21 protein-coding genes are annotated in these 23213 nt (G+C 63.2%); 18 read left to right on the forward strand and 3 right to left on the reverse strand.

The genetic code is table 11. From position 1 onward, the window contains the following. Positions 1–45: 45 nt before the first annotated feature. The 12 genes from argS to J5Y06_RS14235 all read left to right on the forward strand — a co-directional run bounded on the left by argS (position 46) and on the right by J5Y06_RS14235 (position 14032). A complete protein-coding gene (gene argS, locus J5Y06_RS14180; protein ID WP_209335830.1) occupies positions 46–1803 on the forward strand; it encodes an arginine--tRNA ligase in 1758 nt (585 codons plus the stop codon). Positions 1804–1899: 96 nt separating this feature from the next. Then, positions 1900–5121 (forward strand): SPOR domain-containing protein, encoded by a 3222-nt coding sequence (locus tag J5Y06_RS14185; RefSeq protein WP_209335831.1) that lies wholly within the window; start codon positions 1900–1902, stop codon positions 5119–5121. Positions 5122–5205: 84 nt separating this feature from the next. Further along, positions 5206–6225, forward strand: a complete 1020-nt coding sequence (nagZ, locus tag J5Y06_RS14190) for a beta-N-acetylhexosaminidase (RefSeq protein ID WP_209335832.1) — start codon at positions 5206–5208, stop codon at positions 6223–6225. Positions 6226–6277: 52 nt separating this feature from the next. Then, positions 6278–7123, forward strand: a complete 846-nt coding sequence (locus tag J5Y06_RS14195) for a segregation and condensation protein A (protein ID WP_209335833.1) — start codon at positions 6278–6280, stop codon at positions 7121–7123. A 2-nt stretch (positions 7124–7125) separates the two neighbouring features. Next, on the forward strand, positions 7126–7830 hold the full coding sequence (scpB, locus tag J5Y06_RS14200) for an SMC-Scp complex subunit ScpB (RefSeq protein WP_209335834.1): 705 nt from the start codon (positions 7126–7128) through the stop codon (positions 7828–7830). 268 nt (positions 7831–8098) lie between these two features. Next, positions 8099–8332 (forward strand): twin-arginine translocase TatA/TatE family subunit, encoded by a 234-nt coding sequence (locus J5Y06_RS14205; RefSeq protein WP_209335835.1) that lies wholly within the window; start codon positions 8099–8101, stop codon positions 8330–8332. Between the two features lie 35 nt (positions 8333–8367). Next, complete coding sequence (gene tatB, locus J5Y06_RS14210) at positions 8368–9051, forward strand: Sec-independent protein translocase protein TatB (RefSeq protein WP_209335836.1); 684 nt, start codon at positions 8368–8370, stop codon at positions 9049–9051. Then, complete coding sequence (gene tatC / locus J5Y06_RS14215; protein WP_209335837.1) at positions 9048–9899, forward strand: twin-arginine translocase subunit TatC; 852 nt, start codon at positions 9048–9050, stop codon at positions 9897–9899. Before tatB ends, tatC begins: the two co-directional genes overlap by 4 nt. Positions 9900–10006: 107 nt before the next feature. Further along, positions 10007–11314 (forward strand): serine--tRNA ligase, encoded by a 1308-nt coding sequence (gene serS, locus J5Y06_RS14220; protein ID WP_209335838.1) that lies wholly within the window; start codon positions 10007–10009, stop codon positions 11312–11314. 31 nt (positions 11315–11345) lie between these two features. Beyond that, complete coding sequence (gene surE, locus J5Y06_RS14225) at positions 11346–12104, forward strand: 5'/3'-nucleotidase SurE (protein ID WP_209335839.1); 759 nt, start codon at positions 11346–11348, stop codon at positions 12102–12104. Further along, entirely contained in the window at positions 12101–12754 is a 654-nt protein-coding gene (locus J5Y06_RS14230) for a protein-L-isoaspartate(D-aspartate) O-methyltransferase (protein WP_209335840.1), read from the forward strand. The genes surE and J5Y06_RS14230 overlap by 4 nt, the downstream gene beginning before the upstream one ends. 102 nt (positions 12755–12856) lie before the next feature. Next, positions 12857–14032: a peptidoglycan DD-metalloendopeptidase family protein gene (locus J5Y06_RS14235; protein ID WP_209335841.1), complete on the forward strand. Its 1176-nt coding sequence runs from the start codon at positions 12857–12859 to the stop codon at positions 14030–14032. Positions 14033–14089: 57 nt separating this feature from the next. Here the strand turns inward: J5Y06_RS14235 and J5Y06_RS14240 are convergent, their stop codons facing one another. Further along, positions 14090–14953 carry an ATP-binding protein gene (locus tag J5Y06_RS14240; RefSeq protein WP_209335842.1) on the reverse strand — a complete coding sequence of 288 codons (864 nt, stop codon included), beginning with the start codon at positions 14951–14953 and terminating at the stop codon, positions 14090–14092. Positions 14954–15131: 178 nt separating this feature from the next. Here J5Y06_RS14240 and yajC point away from each other — a divergent pair, with 178 nt between their 5' ends. The 4 genes from yajC to J5Y06_RS14260 are packed head-to-tail and all read left to right on the forward strand — an operon-like array spanning position 15132 to position 19324. Next, entirely contained in the window at positions 15132–15473 is a 342-nt protein-coding gene (gene yajC, locus J5Y06_RS14245) for a preprotein translocase subunit YajC (RefSeq protein WP_209335843.1), read from the forward strand. 53 nt (positions 15474–15526) lie between these two features. Next, the gene (gene secDF, locus J5Y06_RS14250; RefSeq protein WP_209335844.1) at positions 15527–18088 is read left to right on the forward strand and encodes a protein translocase subunit SecDF; all 2562 of its coding nucleotides are present in this window, start codon (positions 15527–15529) and stop codon (positions 18086–18088) included. A 4-nt stretch (positions 18089–18092) separates the two neighbouring features. Next, positions 18093–18482, forward strand: a complete 390-nt coding sequence (locus J5Y06_RS14255) for an Mth938-like domain-containing protein (protein ID WP_209335845.1) — start codon at positions 18093–18095, stop codon at positions 18480–18482. 5 nt (positions 18483–18487) lie between these two features. After that, on the forward strand, positions 18488–19324 hold the full coding sequence (locus J5Y06_RS14260; RefSeq protein WP_209335846.1) for a phytoene/squalene synthase family protein: 837 nt from the start codon (positions 18488–18490) through the stop codon (positions 19322–19324). A gap of 3 nt (positions 19325–19327) precedes the next feature. On the opposite strand, the gene trmFO is transcribed toward J5Y06_RS14260, so the two are convergent. Both trmFO and J5Y06_RS14270 read right to left on the reverse strand, forming a co-directional pair. After that, entirely contained in the window at positions 19328–20746 is a 1419-nt protein-coding gene (trmFO, locus tag J5Y06_RS14265) for a methylenetetrahydrofolate--tRNA-(uracil(54)-C(5))-methyltransferase (FADH(2)-oxidizing) TrmFO (protein WP_209335847.1), read from the reverse strand. Positions 20747–21145: 399 nt separating this feature from the next. Next, positions 21146–21286: a DUF1127 domain-containing protein gene (locus J5Y06_RS14270; RefSeq protein ID WP_209335848.1), complete on the reverse strand. Its 141-nt coding sequence runs from the start codon at positions 21284–21286 to the stop codon at positions 21146–21148. 192 nt (positions 21287–21478) lie between these two features. Here J5Y06_RS14270 and J5Y06_RS14275 point away from each other — a divergent pair, with 192 nt between their 5' ends. Both J5Y06_RS14275 and J5Y06_RS14280 read left to right on the forward strand, forming a co-directional pair. Then, entirely contained in the window at positions 21479–22585 is a 1107-nt protein-coding gene (locus tag J5Y06_RS14275) for a DUF2157 domain-containing protein (protein WP_209335849.1), read from the forward strand. Further along, complete coding sequence (locus J5Y06_RS14280; protein WP_209335850.1) at positions 22582–23157, forward strand: GDYXXLXY domain-containing protein; 576 nt, start codon at positions 22582–22584, stop codon at positions 23155–23157. The genes J5Y06_RS14275 and J5Y06_RS14280 overlap by 4 nt, the downstream gene beginning before the upstream one ends. Positions 23158–23213: the final 56 nt, after the last annotated feature.

Consider the following 23213-nt stretch of genomic DNA (forward strand, 5'->3'; position numbering starts at 1 on the left):
GGGTCAGCATCAGCCCGCCGCCGAAAACCCATTTCCGAGTTGAGCATGAACCTTTTCGCTGAATTCAGCGCGCGTATCGTCGATATGGTGCAGGCGCTTGGCCTGAAGACTGCGAGCGGCGAACCGCTCGACATGGCGCGCGTGGCCGTGGAGCTGCCGCGCGACGTCAACCACGGCGATCTTGCGACCAACGCGGCGATGGTGCTTTCCAAGGCTGTCGGCACAAACCCCCGCCAGCTTGGCGAACAGCTGGCGGCCGAACTGGCGAAGGACCCGGATGTATCTGAGGTCTCGGTGGCCGGTCCGGGCTTCGTGAACATCCGCCTGGCCGATGGCTTCTGGCAGGCGCGTCTACGCGACATACTAGCGGCCGGCACGGATTACGGCCGCTCCAAGGCAGGTGCCGGGCGCAAGATCAACGTGGAATATGTGTCGGCCAACCCGACCGGACCGATGCATGTCGGGCATTGCCGCGGCGCTGTTGTGGGGGACGCGCTGGCCAATCTCCTCGCTTTCGCGGGCAGCGAGGTGACCAAGGAATATTACATCAACGATGCCGGCGCGCAGATCGGCGTTCTCGCGCAATCCGCCTTCCTGCGCTACCGCGAAGCATTGGGTGAGGACATCGGCGACATCCCTGCCGGTCTTTATCCCGGTGACTACCTTGTTCCGGTTGGACAGACGCTCGCTGATCGGTTTGGTCGCGCACTTCTCGAAAAGCCGGAGAACGAGGCGCTCGCCCTGGTTTCAGACGAGACTATCGACGCCATGATGGGGATGATCCGCGAAGACCTTGCGGCGCTCAACGTTCATCATGATGTGTTCTTCTCTGAGCGCACGCTCCATGCCGATCATGCCAAGGCGATCCGCTCGGCCATCAGCGACCTGACGCTGAAGGGCCATGTTTACAAGGGCAAGCTGCCGCCGCCAAAGGGCCAGAAGCCGGAAGACTGGGAAGATCGTGAACAAACGCTGTTCCGGTCCACCGAAGTCGGCGACGACATCGACCGTCCGCTGGTGAAGTCGGATGGCGCCTACACCTACTTCGCCGCCGACGTCGCTTACCTGAAGGACAAGTATGCGCGCGGCTTCAACGAGCTCGTTTACGTTTTGGGGGCGGACCACGGCGGCTATGTAAAGCGCCTGGAAGCGCTGGCGCGCGCGGTTACCGACAGCCAGGTCGAGCTTACGGTTCTTCTGTGCCAACTTGTTCGTCTGCTGCGCAATGGCGAGCCGGTGAAGATGTCCAAGCGGGCCGGGGAGTTCATCACCCTGCGCGACGTGGTGGACGAGGTCGGCCGCGATGCGATTCGCTTCATGATGCTGTATCGCAAGAACGGTGAGCCGCTGGATTTCGACTTCGCCAAGGTCACGGAGCAGTCCAAGGACAACCCTGTCTTTTACGTGCAGTACGCTTCCGCACGGTGTTATTCCGTGTTCCGCCAGACCAAGGAGCACCTTGGGCTTGATCGGCCGGACCGCGCTGCCTTGAGCGAGAATACGCACCTCCTGACGGATCCGGGGGAGCTTGCCCTGATCCGCAAGCTCGCCGAATATCCGCGCGTGATCGAAGCCGCCGCACAGGCCATGGAGCCGCATCGCATCGCGTTCTACCTGTATGATCTCGCCAGCAGCTTCCACGCCCACTGGAATCGCGGCACCGACAATCCGGATTTACGGTTTGTAAGGGTTAATGAATCTACATTGACGGTCGCCAGGCTGGGACTGGTGCAGGCGGTGTCGGATGTGCTGACATCGGGATTGGCGATTGTGGGGGCGGAGGCGCCCGAAGAGATGCGCTGAGCCGGCTGCCACCTTTTTCCCATAAAGGCTTGGTACGGGCGCAGCCCGTTGAGCGACGTCGCCGGCGTCCGACCGAGTGCGAGTGCGGGAAAGATCATGGCAGGCACTTCATCCCTTCGAAGCCCATCCGCGACGCCGATCGCGGAAGACGATCCGTTTGCGGAACTCACCCGCATCATCGGCTTCGATCCACGCGTGAAAGTGCAGCCGGCTTCAGATCCGGAGCCAGATTTTCAGATCGACCTCGAGCGCGAACTGATGGGCGACTTCGGAGAGCCCGAAGAAGCACGCGATAATTCGGACGTCCACGCGCAGGAAGCTCAGTTTCCGCGAGATTTCACGCCGCAAAGCGAGGTCGCAGAGCCCGGTGTCGAGGATCACGCCGACACAAATGCGCCCGCAGACGAGCCCGTCCCTGGCTTGGATGAGGCTGATTTGCCGACTGCCGCCTTCGTATCGGTGGAGCCGACGGGTCATGCTGCATTGGACGCCGAACGCGCGCCGGACCTGAATTCGCCCTACGACTTGCCTGCCGAGGTTGACGACGCCCCTGCCGCTGTTGCCGCGGACGACGACGACGCCGCTGTTTTCGCCGAGGACACCCGCGTGGCCGACGTGCCTGCGGTGGATGAGGCCGCCTTCGAGGCCGCTCTCACCGAAGACAAGGCTTTCAGCGCACCAGAAGCGGATGCCGAATTCTCTCCGGCCGCAACTGCCGATCCTGCTGTGCAGGCTGCTGAGCCAACAACAGAAGAGCCAACGGCAGCTGAGTCGACGACCTCTGAACCGGCGTCGACCTTCTATGATGATGAGCTGGAGCGCGCCTTTGCCGCTTTGGAAGCGTGGGAGCGCGGAAGCGAATCACGCGTGAAGGGGCCGCAGCCACAACGCGACGAGCCTCTCTTTTCCCTTCCGTCCGGTTCGGCAACAACGCCATCTGCGCCCGCTGCAGAGCAGGACGCCGCTCCCGATCATCAGCCGTCCGAGCCGGATTTTGCCCCGCGCGATCAGTTCACCGCGGAAGAAGGCTGGACCGATGAAGGCGCCGTTTCGCTGAACGAACCGCAGGTGCTCCACACTGGCGCCGAGTTCTCCGATGCGCCTTCCGAAGACTTGGCGCCTCACGACGATCGGGCGGACCCCGTCTCCCAAGCCGAGCCTGAGCAGGCTGAACGCTTCGACGACGAGTTCGAGCAGCAGTTGTTCGAACTTCTGGGGGCTGATGAGGCGGAAGCCGCTGAGTCGACCCGCGCCTTCGACGATGACACGTGGGCGGACGACGTTGCGCTGAATGAGGCTGTGCTTGCCGCTGATGCCGATGATGCGCCCACAGATGAGGCAGCCAGCTTCGACGCTGGAGATGGGTCGGCGGACCCGCACCAGGCGCAGGATTTCTTCGACGTCGAGGTGCAGCATCAGTCCGCATTCGGCGCACCGGAGCACGAGCGGGAAGTTCTTCCGTTTGCTTCAGCTGGCTTGAGCCACCCTGCTGAGGCGGGCACTGCTGAATTGGCCGATGAAACCTCTCCCGAGCCAGCCGGCGTCAGCGATGATCCCTTTCTTGCCGAACTCGATCGGTTCGAAATGTCGTTGAACGATCTGATGGCCGACGAAGCGTTTGGCCAACACGAGCCGGAAGAGGGCCAGGCGCCGTCGCCGGATGATCACGACGCTCCGCATGTATCCGCCGTTGCCCAACCTGATCCCGCGGAGATTTCCTCCGCCACCCCTTCACTGGAACCCAAACCCATGCAGCCCTTCAATGAACGCGCCTTCGATGCTGCTCTTGCCGAAGAACTGGGTTATGACGATGCGCAAGGTAGCGACTGGAATGGAGGTCGCAGCGTCGGCAATTACGCCGCGGCACCCGTCGCAGCCGCTTATGCGTCGCAAGCTCCGCAGCGGCGTGCCCATGTTCATGCGCCTGCCATGCACGCGGATGTGCCGGATATCGAAACGGTCGACTTCGTGGATCAGCGCGTCGCCCCGTCCGACGAACTCGACCTGCCCGAGGTCGATTACGGCCGCGAAGACCGTCCAGTTGCCGCCTTTGACGATTTTGATGCCGAGTTCACGTCAGCCTTCAACGCGTTGAGGGAAGAGCCCGTTGCGGCCAAGCCGGCTGAAGAGCCGAAGCGCGCGGCCGCATCCAATAGCTGGGATGACGGCTTCGACTTCCACATGGCTCCTGCAGCGGCGCCAGCTGTCGGTGGAGCGTCTGCTTCGAGCCTGTCGCGCGCAGGCCTTTATGAGCCCGAAGAAGAAGAGGCCTACGTCGCGAATCCGGCCATGCGCGAGTCGCGTTCCGCGCGTCCGGTGCAGCGCCGCGGAGTGATGCTGGGCGGTGCCGTGGCCCTGCTTGCGCTGCTTGGCGGCGTCGCCTATTTCGTTCTGCCATCGAGCGACCTTGGCAATGGCGAGCCAGCGATCGTGCGTGCCGACGCTGATCCCCTGAAGGTTCGTCCAGAAAACCCCGGCGGCATTGTTGTGCCGAACCAGGAAAACGCCGTGTATGAGCGCGTGGGCTCTGGCCAGATCGCTGTTCCGACTCAGGAGCGCCTGATCAATTCCGTGGAAGAACCCGTGGATCTCACGATCAACCAGCCGGAAGACACCGATTCGGCGCCGCTGGACGGCCTTGCCGCTCTCGAAGGTGAGGACGCATCCGGAGACTTCGGCGAAGATTCCACCGGGACGGTGAAGGCCGAAGATCGGATCTTGCCCGAAGACACCGCCGACGCGTCGTCGCCGATCCCCGAAGAAATGATCGCGGTGGCGCCACGCCGGGTGCGGACCATGGTGGTGCGGCCGGATGGAACTTTGGTGCCGCGCGAAGAGGCTGCGCCGGCTCCGGCACCGCTTGAGGTCGCTTCAGCCGCAGAAGCCGCTGTTTCGGCCGAACCCCTTGCCGCTCAGCCGGTTGCTGCCCCCGCACTTCCAGAACCCGCGCCTGCCGAAGATCCGGTCGCAGCGGAACCTGCATCCGCACCGGAACCGGCACCGCAAGTGGCAGCCGTCGAACCGCAGCCAGCACCGTCCGCGACACCCGAACCCGTGACAACGGCTTCCCCGCCGAGCGGATGGTCCGTGCAAATTGCTTCCCAGCCGAGCGAAGCCAGCGCGCGAGCGAGCTATGAGGATCTGGCGCGGCGCTACGCCAGCGTGCTCGAAGGCCGGCCTGTCAACATCGTGAAGGCCGACATCGCGGGCAAGGGCACCTATTACCGTGTCCGGATCCAGGCCTCGTCGCGGTCTGAAGCCAACACGATCTGCAGCAGCTACAAGAGCGCAGGCGGCAACTGCTTCGTATCGCAGTGACGCCGTCGTTCTGATCGTTTCTGACCAGGCCCGCTGCGGTTCTGTCGCAGCGGGCTTCTTTTTCTTACTTGGGTTTGCCTTTCCATGTCCGACTGCAAAGCTGTCATCTTTGGTGCCGCGGGTCCTTCATTGACCCCCGAAGAGGAAGCGTTCTTCCGCGAACATAAGCCGTGGGGCTTTATCCTTTTCGCGCGCAACATTGTGGATGCCGAGCAGGTGAGGGCGCTCGTGTCGGCTATGCGCGCCTGCACCAACCAGGCCGAGGTGCCGGTTTTCCTTGACCAGGAAGGCGGTCGCGTCCAGCGGCTGCGTCCGCCACTCGCACCCAACTACCCGCCCGCCTCGCTGCTGGGTGAGATCTATGCCCGCGACCAGCGTCGAGGGCTTCGCGCGGCGTGGCTTTTGTCGCGCCTGCATGCCTTCGATCTCCTCCGTTACGGCATCAACGCGGACTGCTTGCCCGTGCTCGATGTGCCTGTTCCAGGCGCCCATGATGTGATCGGCAATCGTGCTTATGGCACCGAACCCGAGGTGGTGGCGTCGCTTGGCCAAGCGGCTGCCGACGGGCTGCTCGCCGGTGGGGTGCTGCCGGTGATGAAGCATATTCCCGGCCACGGTCGCGCGTTTGCCGACAGCCACCTCGCCCTGCCGGTGGTAGACACGCCGCTCGAAGAGCTCCGCGCGCGCGATTTCCTGCCGTTCCAGCGGTTGTCCGATCATGCCATGGCAATGACCGCGCATGTGATCTATTCCGCTATTGATCCGGACCTTCCGGCCACCACCTCGCCCACCGTGGTGGAAGGGATCATCCGCGGCGAAATCGGCTTTGACGGCCTCCTGATGAGCGACGACGTGTCCATGAAGGCGCTGTCGGGCGATTTCGCCAGCCGCACGCGCGCGATCTTCGCGGCGGGCTGCGATGTGGTTCTCCATTGCAATGGCAACATGGGCGAGATGGAAGCAGTGGCAGCGGAAACACCGCGGCTTCTGGGGCGCTCGCTGGAACGTGCGCATCGCGCTCTTGCCCCCCTCGGCACAAGCGACGGCGGCATCGAGGAAGCAGCCCGCGCCGAATTTGCCGAGCTCACGCAGATGGTGGCATAAGGCTGCCAAAGGCCCGGCCGCGATCGGGCCGTGTGCTGGAACCGGATCGGGCGTGACACAGGGCAACCACATCGGTTTGAAGACGGGTCGTTCCGGCGAAGCCTTCGACGACTGGGCGCGTTCAGCGGTTGTTGAGCCGGCGGAGCCGGAGCTTGTGGTGGATGTCGACGGCTTTGAAGGGCCGCTCGACCTTCTGCTCCATCTCGCTCGCACCCAGAGGGTCGATCTCGCGCGCATTTCCGTGCTCGCCTTGGCCGAGCAGTACCTCCTGTTTATCCAGCACTCGCGCATGGGCCGGCTGGAGCTTGCAGCGGACTATCTCGTGATGGCGGCGTGGCTGGCGTTTCTGAAGTCCCGCCTCCTGTTGCCGGCCCAGCGCGGCGATGGGGGAGAAAGCGGCGAGGAACTCGCGGCCGGGCTTCAGTTCCGGTTGCTGCGACTGGAAGCAATCCGCGAGGCGGCCTTTCGCTTGAACGAGCGCCCACGCCTCGGGCGTGAGGTCTTTCCCCGCGGGATGCCGGAAGCGGTGGCAATCCGCCAGCGCACGACCTTTCAGGCGAGCCTTTACGATCTTCTTCTTGCTTATGCTTCGCAGCGCCAGCGACAGGCGGTGAGCAATGTCCGGATCGCACGTCGCGGCGTGTGGTCGTTAAAGGAAGCGCGGGCGGTGCTGGAGCGGCTGATCGGACCTTCCGACCGTTGGGAGACGCTCGACCAGTTTCTTCTCGACCATCTTGTTCCACCGCAGGACCGCGCAACGGCGATTGCGAGTACCTTTGCGGCCAGCCTCGAACTTGCACGGGAACAGCGAATCGACCTGCGCCAGGACGCGCCGTTTGCTCCGATCTTCATGCGCGCAGGTCCCAAGGCCGCGGAACCTGAGACTGACCTTCCGTAAGCATGGCTGACCCGCTTCCTTTCCCGACCTCGACCGATGCAGGTGTAGAACAGCAACGCTTGTTCGAAGCGGTGCGCGTGCTGGAAGCACTCCTTTTCGCCAGCGCCGAGCCGGTGACACATGTTGCCCTCCAAGAGCACCTACCGGCTGGCGTCGCCTTCGCTGCCGCGATAGCGGAGTTGGGAAAGCTTTACGCCACCCGCGGCGTCAATCTCGTGCGTGTGGGCGAGGCATGGGCGTTTCGCACCGCGCCCGATCTCGCGCACCTCCTGCAACGTGAAGCCTCGCAGCAAAAGAAGCTGTCGCGGGCCGCGCTCGAGGTCCTGGCGACGATCGCTTACCATCAGCCCGTGACCCGAGCCGAGATCGAGGACGTGCGCGGCGTCGAAACCTCCAAGGGCACGCTTGACCTTCTTCTGGAGAGCAACTGGATCCGCATGCGCGGCCGGCGCCGCACACCGGGGCGTCCGGTGACCTACGGAACCACCGCCGAGTTCCTCGATCATTTCGGGTTGGCCGACATCGGTGACCTCCCGGGCATGGAGGAACTGAAGGGAGCAGGGCTCCTTTCAACCCGTTTGCCGCAGAACTTCTCAATTCCATCGCCGGCCAATGATGGCGAGGAGCCGGCCGAGGACGAGGATGCCTTCACGCCGCAGGATCTTGAAGAACTCGGCCTGCTTCCGCCCGGAGGCACGCAAGAGTGATCAGGCCACCGGTCACACTGGCGGCGCGACAAACCCTTGGTGAAACCGATCCGCGCGTGGTAACGCTGCATCGGTCGGGAAAGGTGGCGATATCGCAGCGTTGCCGACCACAAACATCCGCGCAACTGCGGCGCATTGTCTGCATGACGGCAGGAGGTCTTTCTCTTGCCTGAAATGTCTGATGTGTTGATTGAGGCGGCAGACAATTTGAATGGGCGGGCGAAACCGCTTACCTGTCTAGCTGGGAAGCATTCGAGAGAGAGTTATCATGGGTTCCTTTTCGATCTGGCACTGGCTGATCGTGCTCGTTGTAGTGCTGCTGCTGTTTGGCCGCGGCAAGATCCCCGAGCTGATGGGCGACATGGCCAAGGGCATCAAGAGCTTCAAGAAGGGCATGACGGATGACGATACGGCCGAGGACACGCGCAGTGATCCTCGCACGGTCGACCACCGTCCCGGCGAAACGGTGGTGGCTTCGGATCGCAACGCGACCAAGCCCTGAACCCGTCAACGCCCTGAGAGGCCGGTAAAGCACCAATGTTCGAGCTCGCTTGGTCCGAGATGCTCGTCATCGCGGTCGTGATGATCGTGATCGTGGGTCCAAAGGACTTGCCGAAGATGCTGCGCACCTTCGGCAAGTTCGCGGGAAAGATGTCGTCCATGGCGGGCGATTTCCGCAAGCAGTTCGACGAGGCCATGAAAGAGGCCGACCTTGATGATGTGCGCAAGTCGATGAACGACCTGCGCGCGCTCAACCCCAAGAACCAGATTCGCCAAGCGTTGAGCCCTGTTGAGCAGGCGGCAGCCGATATCCGTGCGGGTGCCGACTCGATCATGCGGCCCAAGACGCCGGTGCCGAGCACGCCGGCCTCCACGGAACCGACCGCATCCGAGCCGTTGAAGAACGGGTCAGGAGTGGACTCCTCGATACCGGCGGCGGCCTCGCCGGAGGCAACGGCACCCGCCGTCGCTCCCCTCGCGCCACCAGCTTCTGTCGCGCCAACAGCCACGCTCGCCCCGACGGCGAGCGTGGCTGCGCCGGCCAAGAAGCCCCGTGCCACCAAAGCCGCGAGTCCCACCGGTGCATCATCCGCACCGGCCAAAGCACCGGCACGACCCAAGGCTGCAACCGCGCCCAAGCCATCCAACGGCTTGAATGGCGCTTCCGCCGAAAAGCCGGTGCGTACCCGCAAAGCCAAAGAAACCGGAACACCGACGTGAGCACCACGGACGACGACGTCAACAAGTCTTCCGCACCGCTCATCGAGCACCTGATCGAGCTGCGCTCGCGGCTGATCTGGGCGATCGGCGGCTTTTTCGTCGCCTTCCTCGTCTGCTTCTTTTTCGCCAAGGAGCTTTTCGAACTGCTGGTGATCCCCTTCAAGTGGGCGACGCAGTGGGCCGGTATGGCCTCCGACAAAGTGGAACTGATCTATACGGCGCCGCAGGAGTTCTTTTTCACGCAGATCAAGCTCGCGATGTTCGGCGGCACGGTGCTCGCGTTTCCCATGATCGCAGCCCAGATCTACAAGTTCGTGGCTCCCGGCCTTTACAAGAACGAGCGGGCTGCCTTTCTGCCGTTCCTGATTGCTTCGCCGGTCCTGTTTCTGATCGGGGCCGCGCTTGTGTATTTCTTCTTCACCCCCATGGTGATGTGGTTCTTCCTTGCCATGCAGCAGGTGGGGCCGGGCGAGGAAGTGCAGATTTCGCTGCTCCCCCGCGTGTCGGAATACCTCAGCCTCATCATGACGCTGATCTTTTCCTTCGGCCTTGTATTCCAGCTGCCGGTGGTCACCTCGCTGATGGCGCGGGTGGGCCTCCTCACGGCGGAAGGTCTCGCTTCCAAGCGCAAATGGGCCATCGTGATCGCCTTCGTTGCCGCCGCGATCCTCACGCCCCCGGATCCGATGTCGCAGATCGGCCTCGCGATCCCAACGATCCTGCTTTACGAAGTTTCGATCTGGCTCGCCCGCATGATCGAGAAGAAGCGCGCGCAGGAGCAGCACGCCCGCGATGTCGCCGCTGCGGCCGAGCCTCTGCCGCCGAGCGTGGATCAAACGCACAGCTGATTTCAGAAAGAGCGGGGGACGCTTCCCCCGCCCGCTGCCTGTTTTCCCGTCTTGCGTGATCGCGTCCGGCGGTTTACCCCCGGCCGAACTCTCAACGGACCACCATCATGCTCGACATCAAGTGGATACGCGAAAACCCTGCTGCGCTCGATCAGGCGCTGCAAGCGCGATCCATGGCACCGCAGTCGGAGGCGTTGATCGCTCTGGATGAAGAGCGGCGCGCGCATCTCGGCCGCCTTCAGGAAGCGCAGGAGCGCCGTAACGCGGCGTCAAAGGAAATCGGCAACGCCATGCGGGCCGGCGATGCGGCAAAGGCCGAAGCGCTGAAGGCGGAAGTGGTCGACATCAAGACCTTCATCCAAGGCGGTGAAGCCGAGGAGCGCCGCCTGATTAAGGCGCTGAACGATGCTCTTGCCGTGATCCCGAACCTTCCCCTTCCGGACGTGCCGTTCGGCCGCGATGAAAGCGGCAATGTCGAGCATCGCAGTTTCGGCCGGGAGCTGATCGACAGCCGCCGGGCAGGGATGCGCAACAAGCCGCGCGAACATTTTGAGCTCGGCGAAGCCATGGGGCTGATGGACTTCGAAGTGGCGGCGCGGATCTCCGGCTCGCGCTTCACGGTGCTGAAGGGGGAGTTGGCGCGCCTGGAGCGGGCGATCGGCCAGTTCATGCTCGACCTGCATACGGAGGAGCATGGCTATACCGAGGTTCAGCCCCCGCTTCTGGTGCGCGACGAGGCGCTGTTCGGCACAAACCAATTGCCCAAGTTCGAGGAAGACCTGTTCTTCACCCCGCACGGCGAAAGCCGCCTTGGCCTGATCCCGACCGCCGAGGTGCCGCTGACCAATCTGGTGCGCGAACAGATCCTGGCGCAGGAGCAACTGCCGCTCCGCTTCACGGCGCTCACGCCGTGCTTCCGCTCCGAAGCGGGATCGGCCGGCCGCGATACGCGCGGCATGCTGCGCCAGCACCAGTTCAACAAGGTTGAGCTGGTGTCGATTACCGATGCGGAAAGCTCGATTGCCGAGCACGAGCGGATGACCGAATGCGCCGAGGCGGTTCTGAAGACGCTCGAGCTGCCGTTTCGCACCATGGTGCTTTGCACCGGCGACATGGGCTTCGGCGCCCGCAAGACCTATGACATCGAGGTCTGGCTGCCCGGCCAGAATGCCTACCGCGAGATCTCGTCCTGCTCTGTGTGTGGAGATTTCCAGGCGCGGCGCATGGACGCGCGCTATCGCGTCAAGGACGAGAAGGGCACGCGCTATGTTCACACGCTAAACGGATCGGGCACCGCCGTTGGCCGGGCGTTGATTGCCGTTTTGGAAAACTACCAGAACGAGGACGGTAGCGTGTCGGTACCCGATGCGTTGCGCCGGTATATGGGTGGCAGGGAACGGATCGGCGGGCGCTGAGCCTGCAAGGAATTCAGGGAACACGAAGCCGATGCGCATTCTGATTACCAACGACGACGGCATTCACGCCGAAGGCATTCAGGTGCTGGAGCGCATTGCGCGAACGCTGTCCGACGACATCTGGGTGGTCGCGCCAGAAACCGATCAGTCCGGCTTCTCCCATTCGCTCTCGATCTCCGAGCCGCTGCGCATGCGCCAGCTCGACGAACGACATTTCGCGGTTCGGGGCACCCCAACCGATTGCGTCATCATGGGTGTACGCAAGCTGATGCCCGAGGCGCCTGACCTGATCCTGTCCGGCGTAAACTCCGGCTCCAACGTTGCCGATGACGTGACCTATTCCGGAACGGTGGCCGGCGCGATCGAAGGAACGCTGCTTGGCATCCGCTCCATTGCGCTCAGCCAGGGCTATACCTTCGCCAACGACGGCCGCGTTCTGCCCTGGAGCACAGTGGAAACGCATGCGCCGGCCTTGCTCGATCGCTTGATCGGTCTCGATTTGCCGCCCGGCGTCCTGCTGAACGTCAACTTCCCCAACTGCCAGCCCGAAGAGGTTAAAGGCGAGCGCGTGACCCGACAGGGCAAGCTGGTTTACGGGATCTGGCTCGATGAGCGGAAGGACGGCCGCGGCTTCCCCTATTACTGGCTGAATTTCGGTCGCGAGCATAGCGAGATGCCTGAGGGCACCGACATTCACGCGCTGCGCAACGACTACATTTCCGTGACGCCGCTCAAGCTCGACCTCACTGCTTATGAGGTGCAGGATCTCGTCGGAGCTGCGCTGAAATGACAGCTGACGCGCTGGATCGTGAAGGCTTTGCGGCATTCATGCTCCGGCTCCGCGGCCGTGGTTTGACCGATAAGGCGATCCTGGCGGCCTTTGAAGCGACGCCGCGGCGCAGTTTCGTGCCCGGACAATGGCAGAACCATGCCTGGTCGGATCGCATGGTTCCGATCCCCTGCGGCGAGGCGTTGGAGGGCATCGACATCCAGGCCGTGGTGATCGCGGCGCTTGATCTGTCTAGTAGCGTGCGGGTGCTCGAGATCGGCGCCGGCACCGGCTATACCGCTGCCGTGATGGGGCGCTTGTCGGCGCGCGTTCTGACGCTGGACCGTTACAAGGCGCTCGTGGAACAGGCACGTGCCCGCTTCGAAGCGCTCAACATCACCAACGTCATCGCGCGGCACGCCGATGGTGCGCATGGCGTACCGGCAGAAGGTCCGTTTGACCGGATCATCTCCTGGGCCGCCTTTGAAAGCCTGCCGCGCGAGTTCGTGGACCAGCTTTCCAGCGGCGGCGTCATGGTCGCACCGGTCGGGCCTGCCGATGGAATTCAAACGCTGGTGCGCTTGACCAAAACCGGCAGTCGCTTCGAACAGCACGACCTCGGGACGGTGCGTTTGCAGCCCATGGCACATGGTCTGCCTTCGGTTCTTTAGCGGCACTTTTTTCTGCCGAAAGCACCAGCCTTAACCACCCGGTAACGCTAACAGGTTCTAATCAACCTTGTGTTGGTAACGGGTTGGGTGCGGGTTGATACCATGCAGGTGAGAATCCTCGATAAAAACGGGCGCCTCATGCTGAGGGGTGCAGCGATCCTGCTTGCAGGCGTCGCGGCGGGCTGCTCTTCGGGCGTTTCGCGCTTCACGAGCGACATGTTCACCACCGCGTCCACGACGCGGCCGGAAGCAACGGCTTCAACGGCGCAAACGGCGTCCGCATTGCCGGCAGCGCCCAGCGGCACCGTCCAGCGCAACTCTCTTACTCCGGTGAGCGTGTCGGGCGGCCAGATGGCCAGTTCGTCCTTGCCACCCCCGTCGCCGGCAGCTGGCGAAGCGCCGCTTCAGGCGCGCACATCGCCTGCTGCGGCACAGCCGGTTCAGGTTGCTGCCATGCCCCGCGCCGAGGCGCAGCCGGCTGCTGCCAAGTTGAAGCCGGGCGGCAGCTACACGGTTGCTTCCGGCGACACCTTGTCGGGTGTGGCCCGTCGGTCGGGCGTCAGCGTGGATGCCTTGAAGCAGGCGAACGGCATGTCCGATGGCAACATCCGCATCGGCCAGACCCTGGTTCTTCCGGCAGGCGCAACGGTTCCCGCCCAGACGCAGGTCGCCGCGGCTCCCAAGCCAGCTGCCCCGACCATGGCTGCTGCGCCGATGGCCAAGCCCGCCACGGCTGAAGCCCCGCCGAAGGTCGCCGCGGCCCCGAGCGCCACGGCAGAGGCACCCAAGATTGCTGCTGCGAAGCCGGAACAACCCGCCGTTCAGCCAGCCGCTTACACGCCTCCCAAGCAGACCGCCCGCGCGATCGTGGAAGAATCAGAAGCTGAAGCGCCGAACGGTACCGGCATCGGCAAGATGCGGTGGCCGGTGCGTGGCCGTGTGATCGCCAACTTCGGCAAGAGCGGCGGCAAGGCCGGCGACGGGATCGACATCGCGGTGCCGGAAGGAACGCCGGTGAAGGCTGCCGAAAACGGCGTGGTGATTTATGCCGGCGACGGCCTCAAGGAGTTCGGCAACACGGTCCTCGTGCGCCACGAGAACGGCCTCGTCACCGTGTATGGCCACGCCAGCGAGTTGAAGGTGAAGCGGGGTGAAAATGTGAAGCGCGGCCAGGACATTGCCCTGTCCGGCATGAGCGGGTCGACGCAAAGCCCCAAGCTGCACTTCGAGGTGCGCAAGAATTCAGCGCCGGTCGATCCTTCTACCTTCCTGGAATAGCCGTCGCGGCATCTTCAAAGGAACCCGCCACCCTCAGGGCCTGGCGGGTTTCGTCGTTCAGGGCTGTCTCAGGGTTTGGCCGAGCCGCCCGGCAAGATCCTGCACGAACTGCCAGGCCACACGGCCGGAACGGCCGCCGCGTGTGGTCGACCATTCAAGCGCCTGGGCGTGAAGTTCGGCGGCGTCTAGCTGCAGCTGATGATACTGGGCATAGCCGTCCACCATGGCGAGGTAGTCATCCTGACTGCACTTGTGGAAGCCGAGCCAAAGCCCGAAACGATCCGAAAGCGAAACCTTTTCTTCTATGGCTTCCCCCGGGTTGATGGCCGTGGAGCGCTCGTTGTCGATCATGTCGCGCGGCAGCAGATGCCGCCGATTGGACGTCGCATAAAAGATCGCGTTGTCCGGCCGGCCTTCCACGCCGCCTTCCAGCGCAGCCTTGAGCGACTTGTAGGACGTGTCATCGTGATCGAACGACAGGTCGTCGCAGAAAAGAATGAATCGGAAACTGGTGCTTTTCAGCAGGGCAAGGAGCTTCGGCAGGGTGTCGATGTCCTCGCGATGAATCTCGATGAGCTTCAGTTGATCGTCGCCGATTGCCGCATGCGCAGCCTTCACGAGGGACGATTTGCCCATGCCGCGGGCACCCCAAAGAAGGATGTTGTTGGCCGGCAGGCCGCGCGCGAAACGCTCCGTGTTCGCCACCAGAATGTCGCGCACGTGATCCACGCCCTTGATCAGGCTGAGGTCGACCCGGTTGACGTGAGGGACCGGCTGCAGGCGCGACGCTTCTGCCGACCACACGAAGCAGGTGGCTTCATCGAAGGACGGCTGCACCGCAGGCTCGGGGCCGAGTCGCTCGATTGCGGCAATCAAGCGGTCGAGCTTGGTGCTGATATCCTGCAAGTCCGGGGCAGCCATGATGTCACGTCTTTCTGTACGGGCGAAGTGCCGGCGCTGTATCACGCGAACGTTGCGGCGCAAAGCAAGGGCATTGATGCCTGAAACGGTTGCTTTGAGGCAGCGGGTGACTATAGTCCGCCCACTTTCGGGGAGCGTCTGCGCGCTGCCCTGCACCGCTTTGCTTGGAGACGTTTCGATGTTTGTCACACCGGCCTATGCTCAATCCGCAACCGGCGGGGCGCCTGAAATCCTGATGAGCATCCTGCCGTTCATCCTCATCTTCATCATCATGTATTTTCTGATCATCCGGCCGCAGCGGGCTCAGCTGAAGAAGCGGGGCGAGATGCTCGCCAATGTGCGGCGGGGCGATACGGTGGTCACCGGCGGCGGCCTGCTCGGCAAGGTCACTAGGGTCATCGATGAGAATGAGCTCGAAATCGACCTCGGCAATGGGCTTAAGGTTACCGCGCTGCGTTCGACGCTGGCGGAAGTGCGGGTCAAGGGCGAGCCAATCGCCAACCAGAACGCCAAGAAATAGTCGTATTCGCGGCGGCATTCCCGCCGCCTGGACGCTCGGCCGATAGAGGCAACATGCTGTATTTTTCCCGCTGGAAGACCGTCGCCATCTGGCTCGTCGTGCTGATTGGCGTCGTGGTCTCGATCCCTAATCTCCTTTCACGGGAAACCATCGACGCTCTGCCCGACTGGATGCCGAAGCGCACCATGGTGCTGGGCCTGGATCTGCAGGGCGGATCCCACATCCTTCTGCAGGTCAACCAGCAGGATCTCATCGACGACCGTTTGGAGGCGACGCGCGACACAATCCGCACCGCCCTGCGCGACGCGCGCATCGGCTATTCGGGCTTGTCGGGCACTGGTCGCAGCGTGCAGGTGCGCATCCGCGACTCAGCCCAGTTCGACGCGGCCCGGACGGCCCTCCAGCCGCTGACTGCGCCGATCTCCAGCAGCCTTTTTGCGGCCACCACGGTTGCGGAACTGGCCATGGACGAGCCGGAGCCGGGCCTTTTCCGCTTTACGCTGACCGACGAAGGCGTCACCTACCGCACCAGCTCGGCCGTACAGCAGTCGGTCGAGGTGATCGGCCGGCGCGTCAACGAACTCGGCACCACGGAACCGATCATCCAGCGCCAGGGCACGGATCGTGTTCTCGTGCAGGTGCCAGGCCTCGAAGATCCGCAGCGTCTCAAGGACATCCTCGGCCAAACGGCCAAGCTGACCTTCCAGATGGTCGACCAGTCGATGCCGGTGAGGGAAGCGCTCAATGGGCGCCCGCCTGCCGGCTCCACCGTGCTTTATTCGACCGACGATCCGCCGGTTCCCTACCTGATCGAGAACCGTGTCATCGTGGCGGGCGAGAACCTGACGGACGCCCAGCCGTCGCTCGACCAGACCAACAACCAGTGGACCGTGTCCTTCCGCTTCGACAACCAGGGCGCCACCCGCTTCGGTCAGGCAACGCAGCAGAATGTCGGCCGCCTGTTTGCGATCATCCTGGACAATCAGGTGGTGTCGGCGCCCCAGATCCGCGAACCGATCCTTGGCGGGCAGGGGCAGATCTCAGGCAACTTCAATGCGCAAAGCGCCAGCGATCTTGCCGTGCTTTTGCGTGCTGGCGCGTTGCCTGCCGACCTGACCATCGTGGAAGAGCGCACTGTGGGCGCAAGCCTCGGCGAGGATTCCATTGCCGCGGGTGAGATTGCCTCGGCAGTGGCCGCCCTTCTGGTCGTGATCTGCATGCTGGTGGTCTACGGCACGCTCGGCATCATCGCCAACATCGCGCTGATCGCCAATGTCGGTCTCATCATCGGGGCGCTGACGCTGCTTGGCGCCACGCTGACGCTGCCCGGTATTGCCGGCATCGTTCTGACGATGGGCATGGCGGTGGACTCCAACGTCATCATCTTCGAGCGCGTTCGCGAAGAACGGCGCGCGGGTCGATCGCTGGTGCAATCCTTTGACTCCGGCTTCCAGCGGGCGCTGGCCACGGTAGTGGACGCCAACATGACGACCTTCATGGTGGCAGCCATCTTGTTCTATATGGGCACTGGTCCGGTGCGCGGCTTTGCCGTCACGCTTGGCATCGGCATCCTGACGACGGTTTTTACGGCCTTCACGCTGACCCGCTGGCTCGTCGCCTTCTGGGTGCGCCGGCAAAGGCCGAAGGAGTTCCCGAAGGGGCTCGTCCATTATCTGCCGCTTGATCCCAGAGTGCCATTCATGAAATGGCGCAACGTGGGCTTCGCCCTGTCCGGGCTGATCTCGCTTGGCGTGGTCGTGCTGGTGCTCACGACACCCTTTAACCTCGGCATCGATTTCCGCGGAGGCTCGCTGATCGAGATCCAGGCAAAGGATCAGACATCCGATGCCGGAGACGTTCGCGCGCGCTTGAACGAACTCAACGTCGGCGAAGTCCAGGTCCAGGAGTTCGGCGACGACGGGGCTTTGATCGTGCGCGTCGGGACTCAGGAGGGCGGTGACAACGCCGAACAAACGGTCATCACCAAGGTTCAAGACGAGCTTGGCGGCGATTACGACTTCCGCCGGGTGGAGGTCGTCGGTCCCACCGTTTCGGGCGAGCTTGCCTGGAGCGGTACCATCGGCGTGATCCTGTCGATGATCGGCCTGATGATCTATGTTTGGTTCCGCTTCGAATGGCAGTTCAGCGTCGGCGCGATCATTTCCACCATCCACGACGTCATCGTGATCGTGGGCGTGTATCTGGCGTTCGGACTCGAGTTCAACCTGTCCAGCATCGCGGCGATCCTGACAGTGGTCGGCTATTCCATCAACGATACGGTGGTGATCTACGATCGTATCCGAGAGATGCTCCGACGATACAAGAAGATGCCGCTGGATGAGGTCATCAACATCGCGCTGAACCAGACGCTGTCGCGCACGATTTTGACCGGCTTGACGGTTCTGCTCGCCTTGTTTGCGCTCTACTTCTTCGGCGGCGAGGTCATCTCGTCCTTCGTGTTCGCGATCATCGTTGGCGTGTTCGTCGGGACCTACTCGTCCTTGTTTATCGCGGGGCCGATGCTGATCCTGTTCAAGCTGCGCCCGGATATCTTCGACAACGCCGACGCGGCGAAGGGCGACGTGCCCATTTCCGCCCAGCCGTCCAAGGGCTGAGCGGGTGGCGCGCGGATTGGAAATACGCCAGGCCCATTTTCCTGGCCGCGCGCCCATCGATGCCTATGGCGACGGCGGCTTCCGCTTCGCGGACATGTCGCACCGCGGATCGATCCTGTGCCTGCCTTCCGGCATCTACGGGTGGGAACCGCAGGATCGCGCCGCGCTCACCGAAGCCGACTTCGAGCGGCTTTTCCTTGAGGCCGAGGCGGTCGAGGTGCTCCTGGTCGGGACTGGACCATCCTTGCAGCCGCTGCCGCGCGAACTGAAAGCCCGCTTTCGCGAGGTGCGCATCACGGCCGACCCAATGTCCACGGGTGCCGCGGTTCGCACCTTCAACGTGCTTCTGGCGGAAGACCGTGCCGTGGCAGCGGCCCTGTTCAGCGTCGACTGACGGCGATGCCGACCTCCGAGGCCGATTACTGCCGCGATCGGGTCAGGCAACTCGACCGGGATCACTACCTGAGCGCACTCTACGCGCCGGAAGAGAAACGCGCGCAGCTGTTTGCGCTTTACGCCTTCAACGCCGAGGTGGCCGAGGTCACCGAGCGGGTCAAGGACCCGATGCCTGGCGAAATCCGGCTTCAATGGTGGCGTGAAGTTCTGACCGGCGGGAGCTACGGCGCGGAAGGCTCACCGATTGCTGCCCCGCTGCTTGCTGCGATCGTCGAGAACAAAGTGCCGCGCTCCGCCTTCGACACCTATCTCGATGCGCGGATCGGCGATCTTTATGCAGATCCGTTTGAGAACCGCACGGATCTGGAAGCTTATTGCGGAGCCACCGCTTCCACGATCATCCAGGTCGCAGCCCTGATGCTCGATGGTGATGCCGCCCGCACGATCACCGACGCCGCCGGACATGGTGGCTGCGCCCGCGCGATCGCCGGCCTGGTTCGACTGATCCCGCTCCACCGAAGGCGTGGCAAATGCACAGTTCCGCGCGACCTCCTGGCTGCGGCGGGTTTGACGCCCGAACAGTTTTTGACCAACGAAGATCCGGCTGCCGTGGCATCCGCAGTCGGTATGATGATCGCCTTGGCGCAAGAACACCTGAAGCGTTTCGAGGCCGCGGCGGTCGGAACGCCGGCTTCGCTGCGCTCTGCCTTTCTGCCGGTCGCCATGACCGCGGCCTATCTCGAAAAACTGCGGCCGGACGCGCCGTTCGATCAGGCGCCGCCGGTTTCCGAGCTGCGTCGGCAGTGGATCATGATGCGCCGGGCAAGCCGCGGCTGGTAGCAGCTACTCGGCTGCCTCGGAGATGATTTCGCTTGGCGGCAGGCCCAACCATGTGCGGCAATCCGCAAGCGCGCGTGACGTGATTGCGTGCCGCTTGGCAACGATCTTGTCTTTGCCCCGCAGCCGCTTGCCGACCGCTTTCGGGGCCTCCACGGGCGGAAACAGCCCGAAGTTCACGTTCATGGGCTGGAAAGACCGCTTGCCGGGCTCATCTTCCGACACGATGTGCCCGCCGGTGATGTGGTTGAGCAAGGCCCCGAATGCCGTGGTGATCGGAGGAACGGCGGGCGTTTCGTTTTGCCGATCCGCTGCCGCGAAACGTCCGGCCAAGAGACCGATGGCGGCGCTCTCGACATAGCCTTCGCAACCGGTGATCTGACCGGCGAAGCGCAGGCCCAGCCGGGATTTCAGCTGCAATGAGCCGTCCAGCAGGGTCGGGGAATGGATGTAGGTGTTGCGGTGGAGGCCGCCGAGCCGCGCAAATTCTGCGGTCTCCAGCCCCGGGATCATGCGGAAGATGCGCACCTGCTCGGCATGCTTCAGCTTCGTTTGGAAGCCCACCATGTTGTAAAGCGTGCCAAGGGCATTGTCCTGGCGCAGCTGCACCACGGCGTAGGCCTTGGTTTCCGGTTGGTGCGCGTTGGTGAGGCCCATGGGCTTCATCGGGCCGTGGCGAAGGGTTTCCACGCCGCGCTCAGCCATCACCTCGATCGGCAAACAGCCGTCGAAATAGGGCGTGCCTTCCCACTCCTTGAACTCGGTCTTGCCGCCGTCGATCAGCGCCTGAACAAAGGCGTTGTACTGCTCCTTGTCCATCGGGCAGTTGATGTAGTCCTTGCCCGTGCCGCCCGGCCCGACCTTGTCGTAGCGCGACTGGAACCAGGCCTTGTTCATGTCGATCGTGTCAAAATGGACGATCGGCGCAATGGCATCAAAGAAGGCGAGCGCATCTGCGCCGGTCTCGGCCTGGATCGCAGCCGCAAGGCTCGGCGCTGTCAGCGGACCGGTCGCGATGATCGCCTGATCCCACTCCGCCGGTGGCAGCCCGGCGACTTCTTCGCGCGCGATTGTGATCAGAGGGTGCGCTTCGAGCCTCGCCGTCACGGCCTGCGAGAAGCCATCTCGATCAACTGCAAGCGCGCCGCCGGCCGGGACCTGGTTAGAGTCCGCTGCTGCCATGATCAACGAACCGGCAAGCCGCATTTCGGCATGCAAAAGGCCAACCGCGTTGGCTTGCGCATCGTCGGAGCGGAAGGAGTTGGAGCAAACGAGCTCCGCCAAGCTGTCGCCCTTGTGGGCGTCGGTGCCGCGCACGGGCCGCATCTCGTGGAGGACAACTGGAACGCCTGCCTGGGCCGCCTGCCAGGCGGCCTCGGAGCCGGCAAGGCCACCGCCGATGATGTGAATAGGTTTGTGTGTCATCGCGCATCGAATACGCTCCGGCGAAGCCTAACGCAATCGTTGGCACGGCAGGCAGGGACCGAACGCAGGAGACGGAAGCAACCTCAAGATACAACAACACCCGCCGGGGGAGGAGGTCCGGCGGGTGTCGTTTGGGTGACCGATACCTGGGAGGAGGTAGGCATCGGCCGTATTCGCTGAAGCCTGGGAGGAGGTAGGCTCAGCGAAATTCCGGAGCAGTGAATCTCACTGCCACGCCGCAAACGCGCGGCTTACAATCTTGTTCCGTTTACAACACCCGCCGGGGGAGGAGGTCCGGCGGGTGTCGTTTGGGTGACCGATACCTGGGAGGAGGTAGGCATCGGCCGTATTCGCTGAAACCTGGGAGGAGGTAGGCTCAGCGAAATCTCGTAGCGTCGCTTACGACGCCTTGCGTGCAACGTACGGGATATCGCCGCGAGCGATGCCCAGGTCGTTCAGTTCGCGGTTCGACAGGCGGCTCAGCTCGGATACCGTATCGCGGTAGCGGCGCCAGTTGCGGTAGTTGCGGATGATGTTCATTTTTTTCAACCCTAGTATGTTTTTTCTTGCTGTTCGTTGGCGTCTTTGCTTCGGACAAGTCAGTAGATATGCCATGCCCTCGGCTTTGAGAATTGCCGATGTTGCATAGCAGCGATGCGGATGGTGCATTGCAACATTAATGGATTTAAGTCCTGCAACAGCAGGGCTGCGGTAGGAAGTGAGTCTGTTCGCATGGCGTCCTACACCGAGCGGGTGAAAGCCGAGATCAGCCGTTGGCAGGCAGGCGGCCTGATAGGCCCGGAAACTGCGGCCGTCTTGACGCGCGACATAGACATGCGTCGGGGGGCGGGCTTCAGCCTCGGCACAGTCCTGGCGATGCTGGCGGCCATTCTGATTGGTGCCGCGGTTCTCCTGTTTGTTGCCGCCAACTGGGAAGGCATCCCGCGCCTCTTGCGTGTCGCCCTGTTGTTCGGCCTATTGTTTGCCGGAACCATCGGCGGCGCAGTCGCAAAAATCCGCGGATCGTCCGGCATCGGCGAAGCGCTGTTCGTGATTTCGGCAGCGACCTTCGGAGCCTCCTTGGCTCTGATCGGGCAAATGTATCACCTGTCGGGCGACGAGGTGCAGGCGATCGGCACATGGGGCGTGGCAACGGCGATCGCTTCCGCGCTGCTGCGATCGCCTGCACTTTGTGTGGGGGCTGTGATGCTGGCGGTGGCATGGATGCTCGGGACGACGTCGGGCTTCTGGAACGAGCATACGCCTTCCGCGTGGTTCCTTGCAGCAAGCCTCCTGCTTTGGCTGCTGTCGTTCTGGGTAAACAGCCCGCTTTCACGAGTCGGCGTTTTGTTGGCGCTCCTTCTTTACGGAACGCTTTTTGCGCTTGTTCGCGGCGGCTCCGAAATGCTGTCCCTGCTGATTGCACTCCTATCGGCTGCTGTGTTCGCGTTTTCGGTGTGGATGCCCAGGGAGGCAGCACGCTTCTTTGCTTTGGGTGCAACCCTGCCGGCACTGGGCCTGCTCGGCTTTTATTGGGGCATGGGTCTCGTGCAGATTCAGGTTGACGATGTGGCCGCGGCCTTCCTTCTGGCCATCGTTGTGTTCGGCGGAACAGCGCTCGCGCTTTGGGCGGCAGGTCGGGACAACCGCCGTTTGCGGCGGCTGGCTTATGCAGGGTTCACCGCCGAACTCGTTTATCTTTATGTGCAGGTGCTGGGCACCATGCTGGACACGGCGACACTGTTTCTGGCCAGCGGCTTTGCCTTCGCCGCGATCGCGGTCGCCATTCGCAGGATCGAGCGCCGTTTTGCACGTCACGTGGAGGGCACCGCATCATGAACGGGCGCAAGCTCCTTGTTGCCGCCGTTGTTGTTGCGGTGGGGCAGGTCGCGTTTCTCGCCGCGATGATCCAGGGCCGGGCGGCCTTGTTGCGCGATGGACGTGAGGTGGTTCTGCGAACGCAGCCGGTTGATCCACGAGATCTCCTGCGCGGTGACTACGTGGCGCTGTCCTATGACATCTCTCGCGTCGCCTCCACGCTGGTGCAGTCGCCCCGTCCCCGGGATGACCAGCCGCTTGGAGCGGTCGCGGTTCGCTTGCAGCAGGGCGAGGCGCTCCAGCCCGCCCAAATTGTTGCAGTGTTTGCCGGGCAAGCACCCGGACCCGCGGCCGAGGGACAGATCGATCTGGCGGGGGAAAGCGACACGCGATGGAGCGCGAATGTCGAGGAGATCATGATCTCCTACGGGCTCGAGCGCTTTTATCTGCCCGAAGGCGAGGGCCGCGCGGTGGAGCGGGGCATGCGCGAGCGGACCTTCAAGATGGTTGTTGCCGTGGGCGAAGGTGGGCAGGCGCAGATCAAGCGTTTCTATGACGGCGAGACGCCAATCTACCAGGAGCCGCTTTACTGAGCCGGCAAGCCGACAGGAAATCTGAGCGGATCCGCGGAAAAGGCCGCGCCCACACC

This window comes from Tianweitania sediminis, assembly GCF_017813335.1.
In the GTDB taxonomy this organism is placed as follows: domain Bacteria; phylum Pseudomonadota; class Alphaproteobacteria; order Rhizobiales; family Rhizobiaceae; genus Tianweitania; species Tianweitania sediminis.